The following is a 15,435-nucleotide window of genomic DNA, read 5'->3' on the forward strand; positions in this document are numbered from 1 at the left end:
TTCGATGACCATCGACTGGTGGACGCTCGGGTTTCAGACCGTCAACGTCCTGATCCTGATCTGGCTGCTCGGCCGCTTCTTCTTCAAACCGCTCAGCCGGATGATCGCCGAGCGCAAGGAGGCCGCTGCGGACATGCTGGCCGAAGCCGAGGCTGCGCACCGGAACGCTGAAGAAGCTCTCGAAGGCATCGCGGCGACGCGGGCGGGTTTTGCCGAGGAGCGCGAGGCGCTTCTTCGCAAGGCGCGAGGAGAGGCCGAGACGCTGCGGCAGGAGATGCTCGAAGCAGCGAAGGCAGAGGCGGAGAAGCGTCTCGCGGCCGCCGAGACCGAGATCGCTCACAAGGCCGGAGCCGAACGGGCAGCGCTCCAAGCGGAAGCTGCGCGACTTGCCGTGGAGATCGCGCAACGGCTTCTCGCGCGCCTCCACGGCGCGAAGGCGATGGAGGTTTTTCTCGACGATCTTCTCAAGGCCGTCGCAGCGCTGCCTTCGGCCGAACGCCGGACGATCGCAGCCAATGGCGCCCATTTCACCGCTGTCAGTTCCGCGCCTCTGGATCAGCAGGAACAGACACGATGCCGCGACCGTCTCGCCGAGATTCTGGGGCGGCAACCCGCGATCGAATTTCAGAGCGATCCGAGCCTGATCGCGGGGCTCGAACTGAAGGGCGAGCATCTGACCGTCGAGAACAGTTGGCGGGCCGATCTCGAAACCATCCGCAGGGAACTCGGCCATGAACGAAATCCCTGACAGGGGAAGCCAGCACGGCGATGAACCGACCTCGCAGGCGCCCGCGGGCGAATGGCTGGAGGGGGCAAGACAGCGGGTCGCGGGCGCGGTGATCGGGCCGAAGGCGCGGCAGATCGGCCGGGTGGAAGAGGTCGGCGACGGCATCGCCATGGTCTCCGGTCTTGCCGAGGCGCGGCTCGACGAGCTTCTCGATTTCGGCAACGGTCGCTTCGGCTTCGCCCAGGTACTGGAGGAGGAGAGCGTCGGCTGCGTGCTCCTCGACATGGGCGCCGGCATTGAAGCGGGCGATCAGGTCGCCGGAACGGGCGACGTCCTGCGCGTGCCGGTGGGGGAGGGGCTTCTGGGCCGGATCGTCGATCCTCTCGGAAGGCCGCTCGATGGCAAGGGCGAGATCGCTGCTGCCCATCGCGAGCCGATCGAGCGCCCGGCCCCGGAGATCATCGCCCGTGAGGCCGTCACGCAGCCGGTCGAGACCGGGACACTCGTCCTCGACACGCTCTTTGCCCTCGGTCGCGGTCAGCGCGAACTGATCATCGGCGATCGCGCCACGGGCAAGAGCACGCTCGCGATCGATGCGATCATCGCCCAGAAGACGAGCGACATGATCTCGGTCTATGTCGCGATCGGCCAGAAGAGCGCCAATGTCCGTCGCGCCATCGAGGCCATTCACACCCATGGCGCGCCGGAGCGCACGATCGTCGTCGTTGCCGGCCCTTCCGACGCGCCCGGCCTGCAATGGATCGCGCCCTTTGCCGGCATGACGATCGCCGAGTTCTTCCGCGATCGCGGCCAGCATGCGCTGATCGTGCTCGACGATCTGACGAAGCACGCCGCAACCCACCGCGAAATCGCACTTCTGACCCGCCAGTCGCCGGGCCGCGAGGCCTATCCCGGTGATGTCTTCTACGTTCATGCCCGGCTTCTGGAGCGCGCCGCCATGCTCTCGAAGGAGAACGGCGGCGGCTCGCTGACGGCGCTTCCCATCGCAGAGACCGATGCCGGCAATCTCTCGGCCTATATTCCGACGAACCTGATCTCGATCACCGACGGGCAGATCGTGCTCGACGCCAGGCTGTTCAATGAAGGGCAGAAACCGGCGGTCGATGTGGGCACCTCCGTCAGTCGTGTCGGCGGCAAGACGCAGGCCAGAGCGTTGCGCGATGCGGCGTCGACCATGCGCCTCGACTATGCGCAGTTCCTCGAACTCGAAATGTTCACGCGCTTCGGCGGCCTCTCCGACGCCCGCGTGCGAGCGCGCCTGGCGCGGGGCGCACGCATCCGGGCGATACTGAGCCAGCGTCCCGCGCAGCCCTATCGTCTGGCGGAAGAAGTGGCGCTGGTCACGGCGGTTCAGAGCGGCCTCGCCGATTCCGTACCCCTCGAGGCCTTCCCGGCCTTTGCCGCCGCAATCGGGGAGAGAATGAAGGGCGAGTTGCCGGATGTGGTCCGGCGGATCGAGGACGAGGGCGCACTCGACGAGGCGGGGCGCACCGCGCTTGAGGATTGGCTCGGCGGCCTTGCCGGCGAATTCGCAGACACCAAGAAGGTCCGTGGATGAGCGAGCGGCTGTCCGAGATATCCGCCCGGATCGATGGCATCCGTCAGCTCGGCGGGGTGGTGAACGCCATGCGCGGCATTGCCGGGGCGCGCATCCAGCAGGCGCGGGCGGAACTGACGGCCGTCGATACCTATTCGGCGATCATCGAACAGGCGCTAGGCCGGGCGCTCGCCCTCATGCCCTCGTCTGCCGCCGGAGAGGGCGCGGCCGCCCGGGGGGCGACGGCGCTCGTCGTATTTGCCGGCGAACAGGGCTTCGCCGGCGCGTTCTCGGAAAAGGTGCTTGCGGCGATCGCCGGCGAGGACAAGCCGGTGTTCCTGATCGGAACGCGCGGCGCGACGCTCGCCGCGGAACGCGGGATCATGCCCGGCTGGCAGAGGTCGATGCCCTCCCATTCGGGCGGTGTCCCGAAGCTCGCAAGCGATGTGGTGGACGCGCTTTACGAGAGGATCGCCCGCGGCGCCGTGCACGGCGTCGAGACCGTCTATGCCGAGGCCGCCAATTCGGGCGAACTGACGATCCGGCGCAGGCAGCTCTTGCCCCTCGATCGGAAGGCGTTCAGCGTGAAACAGGAGGCGGTGCCGCCCCTCGTCAATCTGGCGCCCGAAGAACTCGTTTTCGAGATTACGGCGGAATTCCTGACGGCGCGCCTCACGCGGGCTGCCCTTCACGCCTTCGCCGCCGAGAATCAGGCGCGCATGAACGCCATGGCCGCAGCCCGCCGCGACATCGACCGCCGCCTCGCCGATCTCGAGGCGAGTTTCCGCCGCGTGCGTCAGGAGGCGATCACCGCGGAGATCGTCGAGCTCGCGGCAGGTTCCGCGGCGGCCCGCTGAGACGGCCGACTTCCAGTCCCGGCCGGTTCCACCGCAGACTGTCCTGGCTTCCAACGCGCTCCGTGTTTGATCTCGCGCAAGGCGGAATGCGGCCGGCCATGCTGTCTTTCCCGTACCGGCCAACGAATTTGCCGAATCGGAGATGCAAGAATGATCCTGCCCACTGGTGCCGTCGTTGCCGTTGCGGATGGCACGACCCTGAAGCTCTATCACAACAGGGCGGCCGAGCCCCATATCGAACTCGTCCCCCATGACGATCCGGAGATTGCCGCGAAGAACCCGGGATCGGGCACGCGCCATCGCGACAGCTCGGCCAATCCGGATGTCCACCGGGGTGAGGAAGACAAGTTCGCTGCGGGAACCGCCGACTATCTGAACCGGATGGTGACCGACGGAAAGATCGACCAGCTGTTCCTGATCGCGGATCCCCGGACGCTGGGCGAACTGCGCCGGCATTTCCACCCGAAGCTTCGCGAAAAGCTCGTCGGCGAATTGCACAAGGACCTTGTCGCCCATCCGGTCGAGGATATCGTGAAGGCGATCCACCACGCCTGAGCGAGGGGATCGTCAATTCCTGCGGTGAAGCTTGCTGGAGAATGCCATGTTCCGCCTCGGCCTCGCGTTGACTGTCAGCCTCTTGGCGTTCGGCCCCGCTCAGGGGCAGCCCAAGGGCGTTCCTGCCGAAGGCAAGCGCATCGCCGAGCGCTGGTGCGCCACCTGCCATATCGTCTCGCCGGAACAGGAGAGCGGGAACGCCGACGTCATGACCTTCATGGCCATCGCCAGGAAGAATGCCGACGATCTCGGATCGCTGGCGACCTTCCTGGTCGATCCCCATCCGGTGATGGCCGATACCAGCCTGACCCAGCGCGAGATCGCCGATCTCGTCGCCTATATCGGCAGCCTGCAGTGACCCGGGGCGTCCGCTCGGAGGCGTGACCCGCAGCCTTATCGCATTTCAGCAACGCCTCGGCCCGGGTGGCTTCCGAAGCCACCCGGGCGAGCGCTCAGCGCGCGATGAACAGGGGCAGGGGCGGTTTTTCGATCATCGAGCGGGTGACGCCGCCGAAGAACCGTTCGCGCAGTCGGGAATGGCCATAGGCCCCCATGACGATCATCTCCGCCGAAACGTCATAGGCATGGTCGCGGATCACGTCAGCCACCGGCTTGCCCGAGCTTGGCAGACGATCGACCGTCACCTTGGCGCCGTGACGCGCCAGATAGGCGGCGACATCGGCGCCGGGCTCCGGGCCGGCCCCGGCCGTGGTCGTCTGCGGATCCACCAGCACGACGCGCACCTCGTCCGCCCCGCCAAGGATTTCCGCCGCCTCGTAGACGGCGCGAGAGGCCTCCGGCGTGGACGACCAGGCGACGACGATCCGGCGCGGCCGAAGCGTGGCTTGCGCTCCCTCTGGCAGGAGCAGGACAGGGCGGCGGCTGTCGAAGAGCGCGCCTTCGAGGACGACTTCGGCGATATAGCGGTCCGAAGCGAGTTCCGGACCGACGAGGACGAGATCGGCGTAGCGAGCCCTGCGTCCCACGGCCTGCGCGATCATCGCGTGCTCGTGATGGGCGGTGTCGACGTCGGCCGAAACATCGGCCTTGGCGAGGCGCGCTTCGACGCGTTCCATGCGCTCGCGCAACTGCCGCACCTGCTCGCGCTGCTCTTCGAGCCAGTAGTCGGAACCGACGGCAGCTTCGCCGAGCGGCGGCGGCTGGGTGATCGCGGCGAGGAGGACGGAAAGATGCGCCTTTTCCGCCTCGCAAAGGGATTGGGCCAGGGTGAGATCGGCGTCGGATTGCTCGAGGCCGGTCACGCTGAGGATGGTCTTGAAGCGCATGGGGTGTCTCCGTCGCGCCGGCGGAACGATTCCGCCGCTGCCGAGCGGAGGTTAGACCCGGCGCTCTGCCGAAGTGTTGCGCTAGATCAAATCCGCCACCCGGGTTTCGCCGGGCGGCATCGCCGCCGACCGACAGCATCGTAAGCCAAGAGAAGATTTGATTTTCGTCAACGCAGGCACGAGCGCACGGACGCATCCTTGGATACAGGGCGAACCGCTTGCCGTGAGGGCCGGACTCGTCTGTCGCAGCCCCATGATCCGAGAACAGGGAGAGCAGCAATGGCCGAGGAAAATACCTCGTTTTTCGGTGCGAACGGTCTTGAGAGCGTCACCGCGGACAGTCGGCATCGGCTCGCTGGGCTGATCCACATGAATGCCGGTTTCATCGAAGCGGCCGCCCGTTGCGGCACGGAGTGGGCCGACTTCACCCGCAGGCGACTGGAACGCGACATGGAGATGTCGCGGAAGCTGGCCGCCTGCCGGGACGTGCCGGAAGCCATCGACGTCTTTCAGAAATTCTATCAGACGGCTTTTTCCGACTATTCTTCCGAGTTCGGGACATTCTGGAAGAACAGTGCGGACATCGCTTCCGACGCGATGAGCCGGGTGGTTCGCGAAACGGGTGCCATGGCGAACCGAGAGGGTCCCAAGACGGGTAAATCCTCCTGAGCAACGACTGCGAGGCCCGTCCGCTGGCCTCGAACCATTGATGTCGGGACGCAGGCGTCGGGATCCTTGCGGGTCCCCGCCGCGTGTTCCGGCTCGCGAACGGCAATGGGTTTAGAATTATTCTAGTCTGTATGGCGTGTTGCGGCTATGGTTGTTCGCCCCAAGGTCTGGTGGAGCGCCGCGAGCCATGCCGCAAAAAACCGATGAACGAGCCGCACCGGTCTGGCGAGAGGTCGCGGAGCGGGCGTTTCTTCCTGTCCTCTGCATTCTGGTGGCGATCGGGGGGTTCGGCTGGCTGACCGAGCGGCCCGATCTTGCCGCCGGCGCATGGGCGGTGGCGACAGCTGCCGCCCTGATCGTTCTTGCAGCCGACATGGTGCGCAGCCTCCGGCGCGGAGATTTCGGCCTCGACGTCATTGCCGCGCTCGCGATGATCGGTGCGCTCTGGCTGGGCGAGTATTTCGCCGGGGCCGTCATCGCACTGATGTTTTCCGGTGGTCAGGCACTGGAGGCCTATGCCGAGCGGCGGGCGAAGGGCGAACTGACGGCGCTGCTGGCCCGTATGCCCCGCAAGGCGATGCGCCATGGCGAAACGGGCCTCGAAGAGATCCCGGTCGACGATGTCGAGGCCGGCGATCTGATCCTTGTGCGACAGGGCGAAGTCGTTCCCGTCGACGGCACGGTATCGGGCGGCGCCGCGACGCTGGACGAATCGGCCCTGACCGGGGAATCGGTTCCCGTCCGCCATTCGGCGGGCGATGAAATCATGAGCGGCACGCTCAACGCCGGCGATCCTTTCGATCTCAGGGCATCGAACAAGGCTGCGGCCAGTACCTATGCCGGCATTGTTCGCCTGGTCGAGGAGGCGCAGGCGGGAAAGGCGCCGAGCACGCGGCTCGCTGCCCGTTTCGCTCTCGCTTTTCTGGCGGTCACGCTCGTCATGGCCGGCGCGGCCTGGTTCCTGTCCGGCGATCCCACCCGTGCGCTGGCCGTTCTCGTGGTCGCGACGCCATGCCCCCTCATCCTCGCCGTGCCGGTCGCGATCATTGCCGGCGTCTCCCGTACGGCCCGACAGGGCGTCCTCGTCAAAGGTGGCGGCGTTCTGGAGGCGCTGGCGGGCGTGAAGACGGTGATCTTCGACAAGACAGGCACGGTCACCGACGGCCGGGCGCGGCTCGTGGATCAGATCGCCCGCCCGGATCTCGACCCCGCGGAGGTCCTGCACCTCGCCGCCTCCCTCGACCAGACCTCGCCCCATGTCCTCGCAAAGGCCCTGGCGGAGGCGGCGCGCGATCGCGGGCTGACGCTCGCGACTCCTGCCGAAGTTCGGGAAACGCCGGGCGACGGGATCGAAGGAGTGGTGGACGGGCGTTCCATAATCGTTGGCGGCTGGCGGTATGTGGCCGGCACGCTCACGGGCGAGGACGAGTTCGGACAAGAACTCGCCGGCTGGTCCCGCCGACCGGGTACGGTATCGGTCGTGGTCGCACTCGACGGAAAGCTCGCCGGCGCCTTCCTGTTTGCCGACGAGGTGCGGCCGGAGGCGGGAACCGTGCTGAGGCATCTGCGGGGCGGGGGTGTCGAGCGGATCGTGCTCGCGACCGGCGACCGGGCCGACGTGGCCGACGAGATCGCCGCGTTTCTCGGTGTCGATCGCGTCGTCGCCGGCATGACGCCGCAGGGAAAGATCGAGCTCGTCGAGGAAGAACGCGCGAACGGCCCGGTCATGATGGTCGGCGACGGGGTGAACGACGCGCCGGCGCTCGCGGCCGCCGAAGTGGGCGTCGCCATGGGCGCGCGGGGGGCGGCGGCTTCCGCCGAAGCCGCCGACGTGGTGCTTCTTGCCGACCGCCTGGACCGGCTGGCGGGCGCGATCATCGTCGCCAGGCGTTCGCGACGGATCGCGCTTCAGAGCGTCATGGTGGGGCTCGGCCTCTCCTTCGCCGCGATGGTCGCAGCCGCCTTCGGCTATCTGACGCCGGTCGAGGGCGCACTGCTTCAGGAAGTGATCGACGTGTTCGCGATCCTCAACGCCTTGCGGGCGCTGGGTGTGCCCATCGGCGAGCTTCTTTCGGGACAGGGGCTCGCGCCGGCGGATGTCGCCAAGCTCGAGGGCGAGCACCGCGAACTCGAGGAAGTGCTCGATGCGATCGGCACGCTTGCCGCGCGCGTTCGGTATCTGGAGGCGCCGGAACTGCGCCGCGAACTCGACGCCCTCGATCGTTTGTTGAACGAGCGCCTGCTTCCCCATGAAATGGCCGACGACCGCGAGATCTATCGCCGACTGCGTTCCGGCCCAGGCATGATCGACGCACTGGCCGGCATGAGCCGCGGCCATATGGAGATCCGCCGCATGATCCAGACCTTGCGGGGACTGGGCACGGGGCTGGAAGCCCGCGAGCCAACCGAGGCGGAGCGCTATGCGATCGAGCGTCACCTGCACGGGCTCCTGGCGATCACGCGGCTGCACTTCGCGCAGGAAGACGAGATCTATCGCGCCCTCGAGGCGGCCTGACGGCGGGTTATTTGTCAACGGCGTGTGTGCGACAGCGCGGCCACGTCGGACGCCTCGATCCACCCATCCGGCGAAAGCGCCTTCGTGATCAGCCCGTATTTGGTCTGCGTGACTTTGAGCTCGCGGTACCAGTGGACGAGATCGCCCCAGGGATTGTTGATCTGGGCGAGGCCCGAGATGAACGCGACGATCGTTCCGACCTCGATCGCCCCGATGACGGCATAGTAGCCGCCCACGGCCAGGATCGCGGCGACCCCGACATGGTGCATCAGGTTCATCAGGAAGTTCATCGAGTATTTGAGCTTGAAGATCCCCATGTTGATCTGAAAAACCGTCGCGATTTCCGCCCCGAGCGCTTTCGTCGCGCCTGATAGCGGTTCGGCGATGATGTCGGAACTGAGTGCACGCAGCGTCGCAATCCGTTTCCCGACCCGGCGGTTGATCGCGCTTTGCATCAACGGCACGAAGACGAACTGTGGGGACAGGACAAGCAGGGCCACCAGCGCCATGAGCGGTTCGAGATAGGCCAGATAGGCGAAGGTCGAGACGAGGATGCCGCCCTTCAGGATCGGCTCCGAAAGACTGACGCCGACAAAATTGCCGATCGGTTCGACCTCGCTGAGGACCAGCGAGACCTCCACGCCCGGGGCGATATGCCGGTTCTTGGGCAAGGCGAGATGCCCGACACGGTCGAGGATGGCGCTCCGCAGCCAGCGGACCGCGTTCTCGCTGACCCGTCCGCGATAGACGTTCATGCCGAGCTTCAGAAGACCCAGCGCGATGGCTGTTCCCGCGTAGATCGCGGCGAGGCGGAAGATGGCCTCGAGGTTTCCGCCCTGCGTTGCCTGATTGACGATCCGTCGCTGCAATTCGAGCGGTGCCAGATTCACCAGAAAGACGCCGGCCGAAAGGATGACGAGCCAGACCTGCTCGGAGACGCCGCAGCGCCAGATCGTGCCGGACAGGGTCGGTGGAAGCGGTCGTTTGCCGCAATCGTCCGGCCGGCTATCAGGCGAACCGCCCTGCGGGATGTCCGTGTCGAGCTTCGTTATCGTCATGGCTGAGCCTTCGAGCCCGCTGCTGAGCGCCGTTGGCCTCACGTGCCGCGTTTGACCGCCGGCGCCATGCGGTCCGTGGGTCCTTCCGATCGAAGAGCTGCTCGGGCATGGCGGACGGAGCCGGGCGATCCGCCTCCTTCGTCGAGCCCGTCACCAAAGCCCGGAGATCGCCGACTTGCCTTGACGAATATCAAAGCGAACGGGCGACGGCAGCGCAGAATTCGCGATGAATCAAAAGCTTTCCGCCTGCAGCGATCGGGCCAAGGTCAAAGCGTGGCGGAACTTGTACGACAGACAAGAAAAGGGCGGCAAGCCAATGGCGGAGTGGGAGACGGGCGTCCCGATCGATCGAGAGAAGAAGGTATGCCGGCAAGCGGCCATGGCGCCCGATCTTCTGGATATCATCGGCGACGGCGTCGTCAGCACGGACCAATCTGGCCGCATCCTGATCTTCAATCGCGCCGCCGAAGAGATCTTCGGCTTTGCCGCAGAGGAGGTGCTGGGTCGGCCTGTCGAGGTCTTGATGCCGGATCGCTTTCACGCAGGGCATATCCGGCATGTCCGCACGCTGGCATCGTCCGCCTCCTTCGCAACCCGCCTGATGGGCCATCGCCGCAGCGTCATGGGACGCCGTCGCAATGGCGAGGAGTTTCCCCTGGAGGCGACGCTTTCCCGATCTGTCCTCGATGGCGCGCCGATCCTGACGGTCGTCATTCGCGACGTCACCGAACGTCGCCGCCAGGAAGCCGAGCTTGCCGCCAGTCGTCAGGTCCTTGCCGATGCCGAACGGCGGCTGCGGCTGGCCCTCGAAGCCGGCTCGATGGGGGTCTGGGAATGGCACAGGGCCACCGACAGGCTCGACGCCGATCCGCTTGCGCGCCGCCTGTGGGGGCTGCCGGAGACGGGTCCGCTTCGCCGCGCCGACCTGGACCATGGTAGCGCCGCCGGACTGGGCACGGCTGTCGATCGCGTGGCAGAGGAGGGCGGCGAAACCGAACTGGAATTGCAGACCACCCAGGCAGACGGCTCGCGTCGCTGGGTTCTGATCAAGGGCGCGGTGTTCACGCCGGATACCGCCGACGCAGCGACGATCGTCGGCGTCACCTTCGACGTGACCGAACGCGCAACCGCGGAGGAGCAGCGCCGGCTGATCATCGGCGAACTGGACCACCGCATGAAGAATCTGCTTGCGATGATCAATGCGATCATCGCGATGAGCGGCAGCCAGGGCATGTCGTTGCCGGATTACAAGCGCGCCCTGCTGGCTCGGATGGGTGCCCTCTCGCAGACCCACAATCTGCTGGTCGCGGGCCACTGGACCGGGACGACGCTTCAGGATCTCATCGCAGGCGAGATGGGGGCCTACGGTTATCCGGAGGGTGATCGGGTCGTCGTTTCGGGGCCGGATGTCCCGCTTGGCCCGGGCTTGGGGCTCGCCATGGGCCTGGCGCTGCATGAGCTTGCGACGAACGCCGCCAAATATGGCGCCTTGAGCGCGAGCGGCGGGCGCGTGACGATGGACTGGTCGCTGCGGGCCGGGCGGGGAGAAACCCGGCTGGCCTTCGAATGGCGCGAGAGTGGCGGGCCACCCGTCGAGCCGCCCACCCGGCGCGGCTTCGGCAGCGTCCTGATCGAGCGGATGATGCGGCTGCGCGGCGCCGAAGTCGCCATCGACTACGCACCGGAAGGGCTCTGCTGCCGGATCGATCTACCCGTGGGAGACGTCGGCGTCAGATCGGGCGAGACTTGATGGCCGCGCTGGGCGCCTCGTCCTCGATAGCGCTGCTCCGGTTTGCCCGTGAGAGGGCGAGGGCTGACGGCCACCTACCATTCGTTGCGTGAGCCAGCGGATGGCGCCTGTCCTCAGAAGTGCTCGCCGATCCGGAAGGGGCCGTGCCGGGTCGAGGCGGCGACGAGATAGGCGGTGGACCATCCGATCAGGATGAAACCGCCGATGCCTTCCAGAGCCCCGAGGAGTCGCCATTCGGGCGAAAGCACAAGGTCGCCATAGCCGAGCGTCGAGAAGGTCGTGGTCGAGAAATACAGGGCCTCTTCCAGGTTTCCATGCGCCCCGATCGCGACATAGACGATCGCCCAGAGCCAGACTTCCAGCGTGTGGGCCCCGAAAAGGCCCAGCACCGTCACCAGCATGGCGATCGTCTGGCCGAAGCCGTGCCTCTGCAGGCGCAACCACCGGATCAGGTTTCGCATGACCCTTGTGAGAAGGATCAGGCTGATCGTGTGGATCAGCACGGTGAGCGAGATCACGATGGTGCCGAGGCCGAGATTGAGGGCCATGCGCCTTTCCCCTGCTACGCCGACTCGGCCGCCGATCCTATGCGGTCGCGTCGATTCGGGACATGGCCTCTTCGCGGCCGGGCTCCTCCCGCTTTATCGAAGGGTTGACCGGGCCACGGAAGCCCGGTCCCAAACCACCGCCCAACCGACAATCTTTTCGCGGCAGCCTACTCGGCGGCGTCCGGCATCGTGGCCGGCTCGGGGGCGAATTGCTGTTTTTCCACCGCCATCGGATTGTTGGGGTGAGCGGTCCAATTGCCGTATTCGTCCGGGATCGGCTTTTTGGTGCGCGGGTCGTAGGCGGCAATCCGCTCCATGGTGATACAGTCCTCGACCGGGCAGACATTGACGCAGAGATTGCAGCCGACGCACTCCTCGTCGATCACCTCGAACTTCCGCACCCCGTCCACCATGTTGGTGATCGCCTGATGGGAGGTGTCCTCGCAGGCGATATGGCAGCGGCCGCAGGAGATGCATTTGTCCTGGTCGATGCGGGCCTTGGTGACGTAGTTGAGGTTCAGATACTGCCAGTCGGTGACGTTCGGCGCCGCCCGGCCGCGGAAATCCTCGATCGAGGCGTAGCCCTTCTCGTCCATCCAGTCGGAGAGGCCCGAGGCCATTTCCTTCACGACCTTGAAGCCATATGTCATCGCCGCCGTGCAGACCTGCACCGTGCCGCAGCCGAGCGCAATGAATTCCGCCGCATCGCGCCAGGTGGTGATGCCGCCGATACCGGACATCGGAATGCCGACAGTCTCCGGATCGCGGGCGATCTCCGCCACCATGTTGAGCGCGATCGGCTTCACCGCCGGGCCGCAATAGCCGCCATGGGAGCCTTTTCCGTCGATGGTCGGCGTGGGGGCGAAATTGTCGAGGTCGATCGACATGATCGAGGAGACCGTGTTGATCAGCGAGACGGCGTCCGCTCCGCCCTTCTTCGCCGCGCGGGCGGGGTAGCGGATATCGGTGATGTTCGGCGTGAGCTTGACGATCACCGGCAGCTTCGAGTGCTCCTTGCACCAGCGGGCGACCATCTCGATATATTCCGGCACCTGGCCGACGGCTGAGCCCATGCCGCGCTCGCTCATCCCGTGCGGGCAGCCGAAATTGAGCTCGACCCCGTCCGCACCCGTCTGTTCGACGAGGGCCAGGATCTTCTGCCAGGGCGCTTCCTCGCAAGGCACCATGAGGGAGACGATCATCGCCCGGTCGGGCCAGTTGCGCTTGACCCGGGCGATTTCCTCGAGATTGGTGTCGAGCGCCCGGTCGGTGATCAGTTCGATATTGTTCAGGCCGATCAGGCGGCGGTCCGGCCCATGGATCGCGCCGTAGCGCGGGCCGTTGACGTTGACGATCGGCGGATCCTCGCCGAGTGTCTTCCACACGACCCCGCCCCATCCGGCCTCGAAGGCGCGCTGGACGTTGTATTCCTTGTCCGTCGGCGGGGCGGAGGCCAGCCAGAACGGATTGGGTGAGGAAATGCCGAGGAAGCTCGTCGATAGGTCGGCCATTCGGTCTTGTCCTTAGCTTGCTGGTGCCTTGAAGATCATCTGCACGGGCGCGATCATGCCGGCCTTGATGGCTGAGACCATGTTCTTCACCTTCTCTCCGACCGTTGGACCCATGAGCAGGTGAAGGCCGAGCGGAGCCGGGCCGTTAGCGCTCGCCTGGGCCTGGACACGCTCGAAGAATGCCAGAGCGACACCGCGCCGGTCGGTTTCGCCAAGCAACTCGAAACCGGCAGAGGACGCGGCGCTGCGATAGGTCTCGGGGGTCGCCAGCGCCGAAAATTCCGGAGTTTCCGACCAGGGAAGGGGGTAAGCGGGGTCGCCCTGACCAACATGCATGACGTCGTAGACGGCGAACATCCCCTTGGGCGAGAGCACCCGGCGTGTTTCGGCAAAGAGCGTCGTCTTGTCGGGAATGTTCATGCCCACATGAAACATCGTCGCGAGATCGAAGCAGGCCGATGCAAAGGGCAGCGCGGTGGCGCTGGCGACGTCGAACCGGACCTTGTCCGAAAGTCCGCAGCGGCGGGTCAATTCGGTCGCGGTGTCGACATAGGCGGGTGTCAGATCGATACCGGTAACCTCGCATCGGTAGCGGCTGGCGATGGTTCGAGCCGGACCGCCGATGCCGGAGCCGATATCCAGAACGCGCGTTCGTTGATCGATCGTCAGCTTATCGAGGAGATGGGCGGTGGCCTCCGCACCGCCGATGTGAAATTCATCCACCGCCTTGAGTTGATCGGATGTCAGGCTCTCGGGATCGATCCCCGCCTGCTCGATGCCTGCAAGAATACGTGGCAGGAGATCGACGGAAGCATAATGTCGGACGACGCCGTCTTCCTTGAAGGACATGCCTTTCGTCTCCTCTTGAACGAGCGCCGGAGGCTGTTCGAGATTTGCTTCCCTGTGGCTGATGACTGTCAAGCAGCTTCAGTTCACCTGATCGTTCGATCGGCTTGCCCGCCGTTCGGCTCCCCGGCGTTCCGCCTTTTGCTCGACAAGCGCTTTCACTCCGCCGCGACCTTCGTCGCGGCCATCAGCGTCGCGTGAATGTCCTCCGCCGCGATCTTGCCGTCCTCCACCGCGACGACGGTGAGATCTTCGCCGCCGACGACGCAGTCGCCGCCGGCCCAGACGCCCTCCAGCGAGGTGCGGCGCGCGGCATCGACCTTGATGCGGCCTTTTTCCAGCGAGATCGAAGCGGCTTCCTCGCTCGTCCCGTCGGCGACGAAGCTCTGGCCGATCGCCTTGAACACCTGGTCGGCCTCGATGGTGACGATCTCGCCGGTGAGCGTCAGCTTTCCGTCCTGGCTGACGGTCCGTTCCAGCTCGATGCCCATGACATGGCCGTTTTCGGCAAGAATGCGCTTGGGCTGCAGGTTGAAGCGCAGATGCACTCCGCGTGTCGCGGCCACTTCCTGCTCATAGGCGGACGCGTTCATCGCCTCGCGGCCCCGGCGATAGGCGATCGTCACCTCTTCGGCGCCCAGCGCCTTGGCCTGCACGCCGGCGTCGATCGCCGTCATGCCGCCGCCGATGACGACCACGCGCCGGCCGACCGGCAGTTCGCTCAGGTCCCGGGTCTGGCGAAGATCGGCGATCCAGGCGACCGCATCATGGGCGCCGCTCGCGGTCTCGCCCTCCGCGCCAAGGGCGTTCACGCCGGCGAGGCCGAGGCCCAGAAAGACGGCGTCGTATTCCTTGCGGAGCTCGGCCAGATGAATGTCATGGCCGAGTGCTTTCTTCGTCTCGATGGTGATGCCGCCGATTTTCAGGAGGAACTCCACCTCCCTCTGGGCGAAATCCTCCGTCGCCTTGTAGGCGGCGATGCCGTATTCGTTCAGCCCGCCGGGTTTTTCCCGGGCCTCGAAGATCGTCACATCGTGACCCTTCATGGCGAGGCGATGGGCCGCCGAGAGCCCGGCCGGGCCGGCACCGACCACGGCGATCCGCTGACCCGTCGGCGCGGCGCGCTGGAACGGATGCGTCCCCGCTTCCATCAGCACATCGGTGGCAAAGCGTTGCAGCATGCCGATCTTGACCGGCTGGCCCTCGGCCGTCTCGCGGACGCAGACCTCCTCGCACAGTGTCTCCGTCGGGCAGACACGCGCGCACATGCCGCCGAGAATGTTCGCCGAGAGTATGGTCTTCGCCGCGCCCTTGGGATTGTGCGCCTGGATCTCGCGGATGAAGAGCGGGATATCGATGGCTGTGGGGCAGGCCTGCATGCACGGGGCGTCGTAGCAGAAATAGCAGCGATCCGCCTCGACCAGCGCCTCGTGCGGTTCGAGCGCCGGATGGAGATCGGAAAAGCCCTGACCGAGTGCCTCTTCGGACAGGCGGCCCGGCCGGATATCGGGTTGGCGCGGTGCAGAATTCGTCATCGCGATCATTCCCTTTCTTC

General features: G+C 66.0%; 14 protein-coding genes. 8 read left to right on the forward strand and 6 right to left on the reverse strand.

Going from position 1 to position 15,435, the window contains the following annotated elements:
- The first annotated feature begins 4 nt into the window (after positions 1-4).
- The 5 genes from MF134_RS17050 (at position 5) to MF134_RS17070 (ending at position 4,055) form a co-directional block, all read left to right on the forward strand.
- Positions 5-748: a F0F1 ATP synthase subunit delta gene (locus tag MF134_RS17050; RefSeq protein WP_255340671.1), complete on the forward strand. Its 744-nt coding sequence runs from the start codon at positions 5-7 to the stop codon at positions 746-748.
- Complete coding sequence (locus MF134_RS17055; protein ID WP_255340672.1) at positions 732-2,306, forward strand: F0F1 ATP synthase subunit alpha; 1,575 nt, start codon at positions 732-734, stop codon at positions 2,304-2,306. The genes MF134_RS17050 and MF134_RS17055 overlap by 17 nt, the downstream gene beginning before the upstream one ends.
- On the forward strand, positions 2,303-3,142 hold the full coding sequence (locus MF134_RS17060) for a F0F1 ATP synthase subunit gamma (RefSeq protein WP_255340673.1): 840 nt from the start codon (positions 2,303-2,305) through the stop codon (positions 3,140-3,142). Before MF134_RS17055 ends, MF134_RS17060 begins: the two co-directional genes overlap by 4 nt.
- Before the next feature lie 150 nt (positions 3,143-3,292).
- Positions 3,293-3,697, forward strand: coding sequence for a host attachment family protein (locus MF134_RS17065; RefSeq protein ID WP_255340674.1), 405 nt, complete (start codon positions 3,293-3,295; stop codon positions 3,695-3,697).
- Between the two features lie 46 nt (positions 3,698-3,743).
- Positions 3,744-4,055, forward strand: a complete 312-nt coding sequence (locus MF134_RS17070; protein ID WP_255340675.1) for a c-type cytochrome — start codon at positions 3,744-3,746, stop codon at positions 4,053-4,055.
- Between the two features lie 94 nt (positions 4,056-4,149).
- Here MF134_RS17070 and MF134_RS17075 read toward each other — a convergent pair whose 3' ends face one another.
- On the reverse strand, positions 4,150-4,983 hold the full coding sequence (locus tag MF134_RS17075) for a universal stress protein (protein WP_255340676.1): 834 nt from the start codon (positions 4,981-4,983) through the stop codon (positions 4,150-4,152).
- Positions 4,984-5,262: 279 nt separating this feature from the next.
- On the opposite strand from MF134_RS17075, the gene MF134_RS17080 reads away from it, so the two are divergent.
- Together MF134_RS17080 and MF134_RS17085 are read left to right on the forward strand one after the other, a co-directional pair.
- On the forward strand, positions 5,263-5,652 hold the full coding sequence (locus MF134_RS17080; protein ID WP_255340677.1) for a phasin family protein: 390 nt from the start codon (positions 5,263-5,265) through the stop codon (positions 5,650-5,652).
- 187 nt (positions 5,653-5,839) lie between these two features.
- A complete protein-coding gene (locus MF134_RS17085; protein WP_255340678.1) occupies positions 5,840-8,167 on the forward strand; it encodes a heavy metal translocating P-type ATPase in 2,328 nt (775 codons plus the stop codon).
- A 14-nt stretch (positions 8,168-8,181) separates the two neighbouring features.
- Here MF134_RS17085 and MF134_RS17090 read toward each other — a convergent pair whose 3' ends face one another.
- Entirely contained in the window at positions 8,182-9,225 is a 1,044-nt protein-coding gene (locus MF134_RS17090) for an ABC transporter transmembrane domain-containing protein (RefSeq protein WP_255340679.1), read from the reverse strand.
- A gap of 283 nt (positions 9,226-9,508) precedes the next feature.
- Here MF134_RS17090 and MF134_RS17095 point away from each other — a divergent pair, with 283 nt between their 5' ends.
- Positions 9,509-10,975, forward strand: coding sequence for a sensor histidine kinase (locus tag MF134_RS17095; RefSeq protein ID WP_255340680.1), 1,467 nt, complete (start codon positions 9,509-9,511; stop codon positions 10,973-10,975).
- 113 nt (positions 10,976-11,088) lie between these two features.
- Here MF134_RS17095 and MF134_RS17100 read toward each other — a convergent pair whose 3' ends face one another.
- From MF134_RS17100 to MF134_RS17115, 4 genes are all read right to left on the reverse strand, one after another.
- The gene (locus MF134_RS17100; RefSeq protein WP_255340681.1) at positions 11,089-11,523 is read right to left on the reverse strand and encodes a potassium channel family protein; all 435 of its coding nucleotides are present in this window, start codon (positions 11,521-11,523) and stop codon (positions 11,089-11,091) included.
- A gap of 167 nt (positions 11,524-11,690) precedes the next feature.
- Positions 11,691-13,034 carry an NAD-dependent dihydropyrimidine dehydrogenase subunit PreA gene (gene preA / locus MF134_RS17105; protein ID WP_255340682.1) on the reverse strand — a complete coding sequence of 448 codons (1,344 nt, stop codon included), beginning with the start codon at positions 13,032-13,034 and terminating at the stop codon, positions 11,691-11,693.
- Between the two features lie 12 nt (positions 13,035-13,046).
- On the reverse strand, positions 13,047-13,883 hold the full coding sequence (locus MF134_RS17110; protein ID WP_255340683.1) for a class I SAM-dependent methyltransferase: 837 nt from the start codon (positions 13,881-13,883) through the stop codon (positions 13,047-13,049).
- A 155-nt stretch (positions 13,884-14,038) separates the two neighbouring features.
- Positions 14,039-15,415: an NAD(P)-dependent oxidoreductase gene (locus tag MF134_RS17115; RefSeq protein WP_255340684.1), complete on the reverse strand. Its 1,377-nt coding sequence runs from the start codon at positions 15,413-15,415 to the stop codon at positions 14,039-14,041.
- Between the last annotated feature and the right edge of the window lie 20 nt (positions 15,416-15,435).

Source organism: Jiella marina, from assembly GCF_024359545.1.
GTDB lineage: Bacteria > Pseudomonadota > Alphaproteobacteria > Rhizobiales > Rhizobiaceae > Jiella.

Excerpts from the sequence above, each read along its gene's own strand:
- MF134_RS17055 (WP_255340672.1), top strand. The coding sequence starts at position 732 with ATGAACGAAATCCCTGACAGGGGAAGCCAGCACGGCGATGAACCGACC.
- MF134_RS17090 (WP_255340679.1), bottom strand. The coding sequence starts at position 9,225 with ATGACGATAACGAAGCTCGACACGGACATCCCGCAGGGCGGTTCGCCT.
- MF134_RS17050 (WP_255340671.1), top strand. The coding sequence starts at position 5 with ATGACCATCGACTGGTGGACGCTCGGGTTTCAGACCGTCAACGTCCTG.
- MF134_RS17100 (WP_255340681.1), bottom strand. The coding sequence starts at position 11,523 with ATGGCCCTCAATCTCGGCCTCGGCACCATCGTGATCTCGCTCACCGTG.
- MF134_RS17060 (WP_255340673.1), top strand. The coding sequence starts at position 2,303 with ATGAGCGAGCGGCTGTCCGAGATATCCGCCCGGATCGATGGCATCCGT.
- MF134_RS17110 (WP_255340683.1), bottom strand. The coding sequence starts at position 13,883 with ATGTCCTTCAAGGAAGACGGCGTCGTCCGACATTATGCTTCCGTCGAT.
- MF134_RS17075 (WP_255340676.1), bottom strand. The coding sequence starts at position 4,983 with ATGCGCTTCAAGACCATCCTCAGCGTGACCGGCCTCGAGCAATCCGAC.
- MF134_RS17065 (WP_255340674.1), top strand. The coding sequence starts at position 3,293 with ATGATCCTGCCCACTGGTGCCGTCGTTGCCGTTGCGGATGGCACGACC.
- MF134_RS17080 (WP_255340677.1), top strand. The coding sequence starts at position 5,263 with ATGGCCGAGGAAAATACCTCGTTTTTCGGTGCGAACGGTCTTGAGAGC.
- preA (WP_255340682.1), bottom strand. The coding sequence starts at position 13,034 with ATGGCCGACCTATCGACGAGCTTCCTCGGCATTTCCTCACCCAATCCG.
- MF134_RS17085 (WP_255340678.1), top strand. The coding sequence starts at position 5,840 with ATGCCGCAAAAAACCGATGAACGAGCCGCACCGGTCTGGCGAGAGGTC.
- MF134_RS17115 (WP_255340684.1), bottom strand. The coding sequence starts at position 15,415 with ATGACGAATTCTGCACCGCGCCAACCCGATATCCGGCCGGGCCGCCTG.
- MF134_RS17070 (WP_255340675.1), top strand. The coding sequence starts at position 3,744 with ATGTTCCGCCTCGGCCTCGCGTTGACTGTCAGCCTCTTGGCGTTCGGC.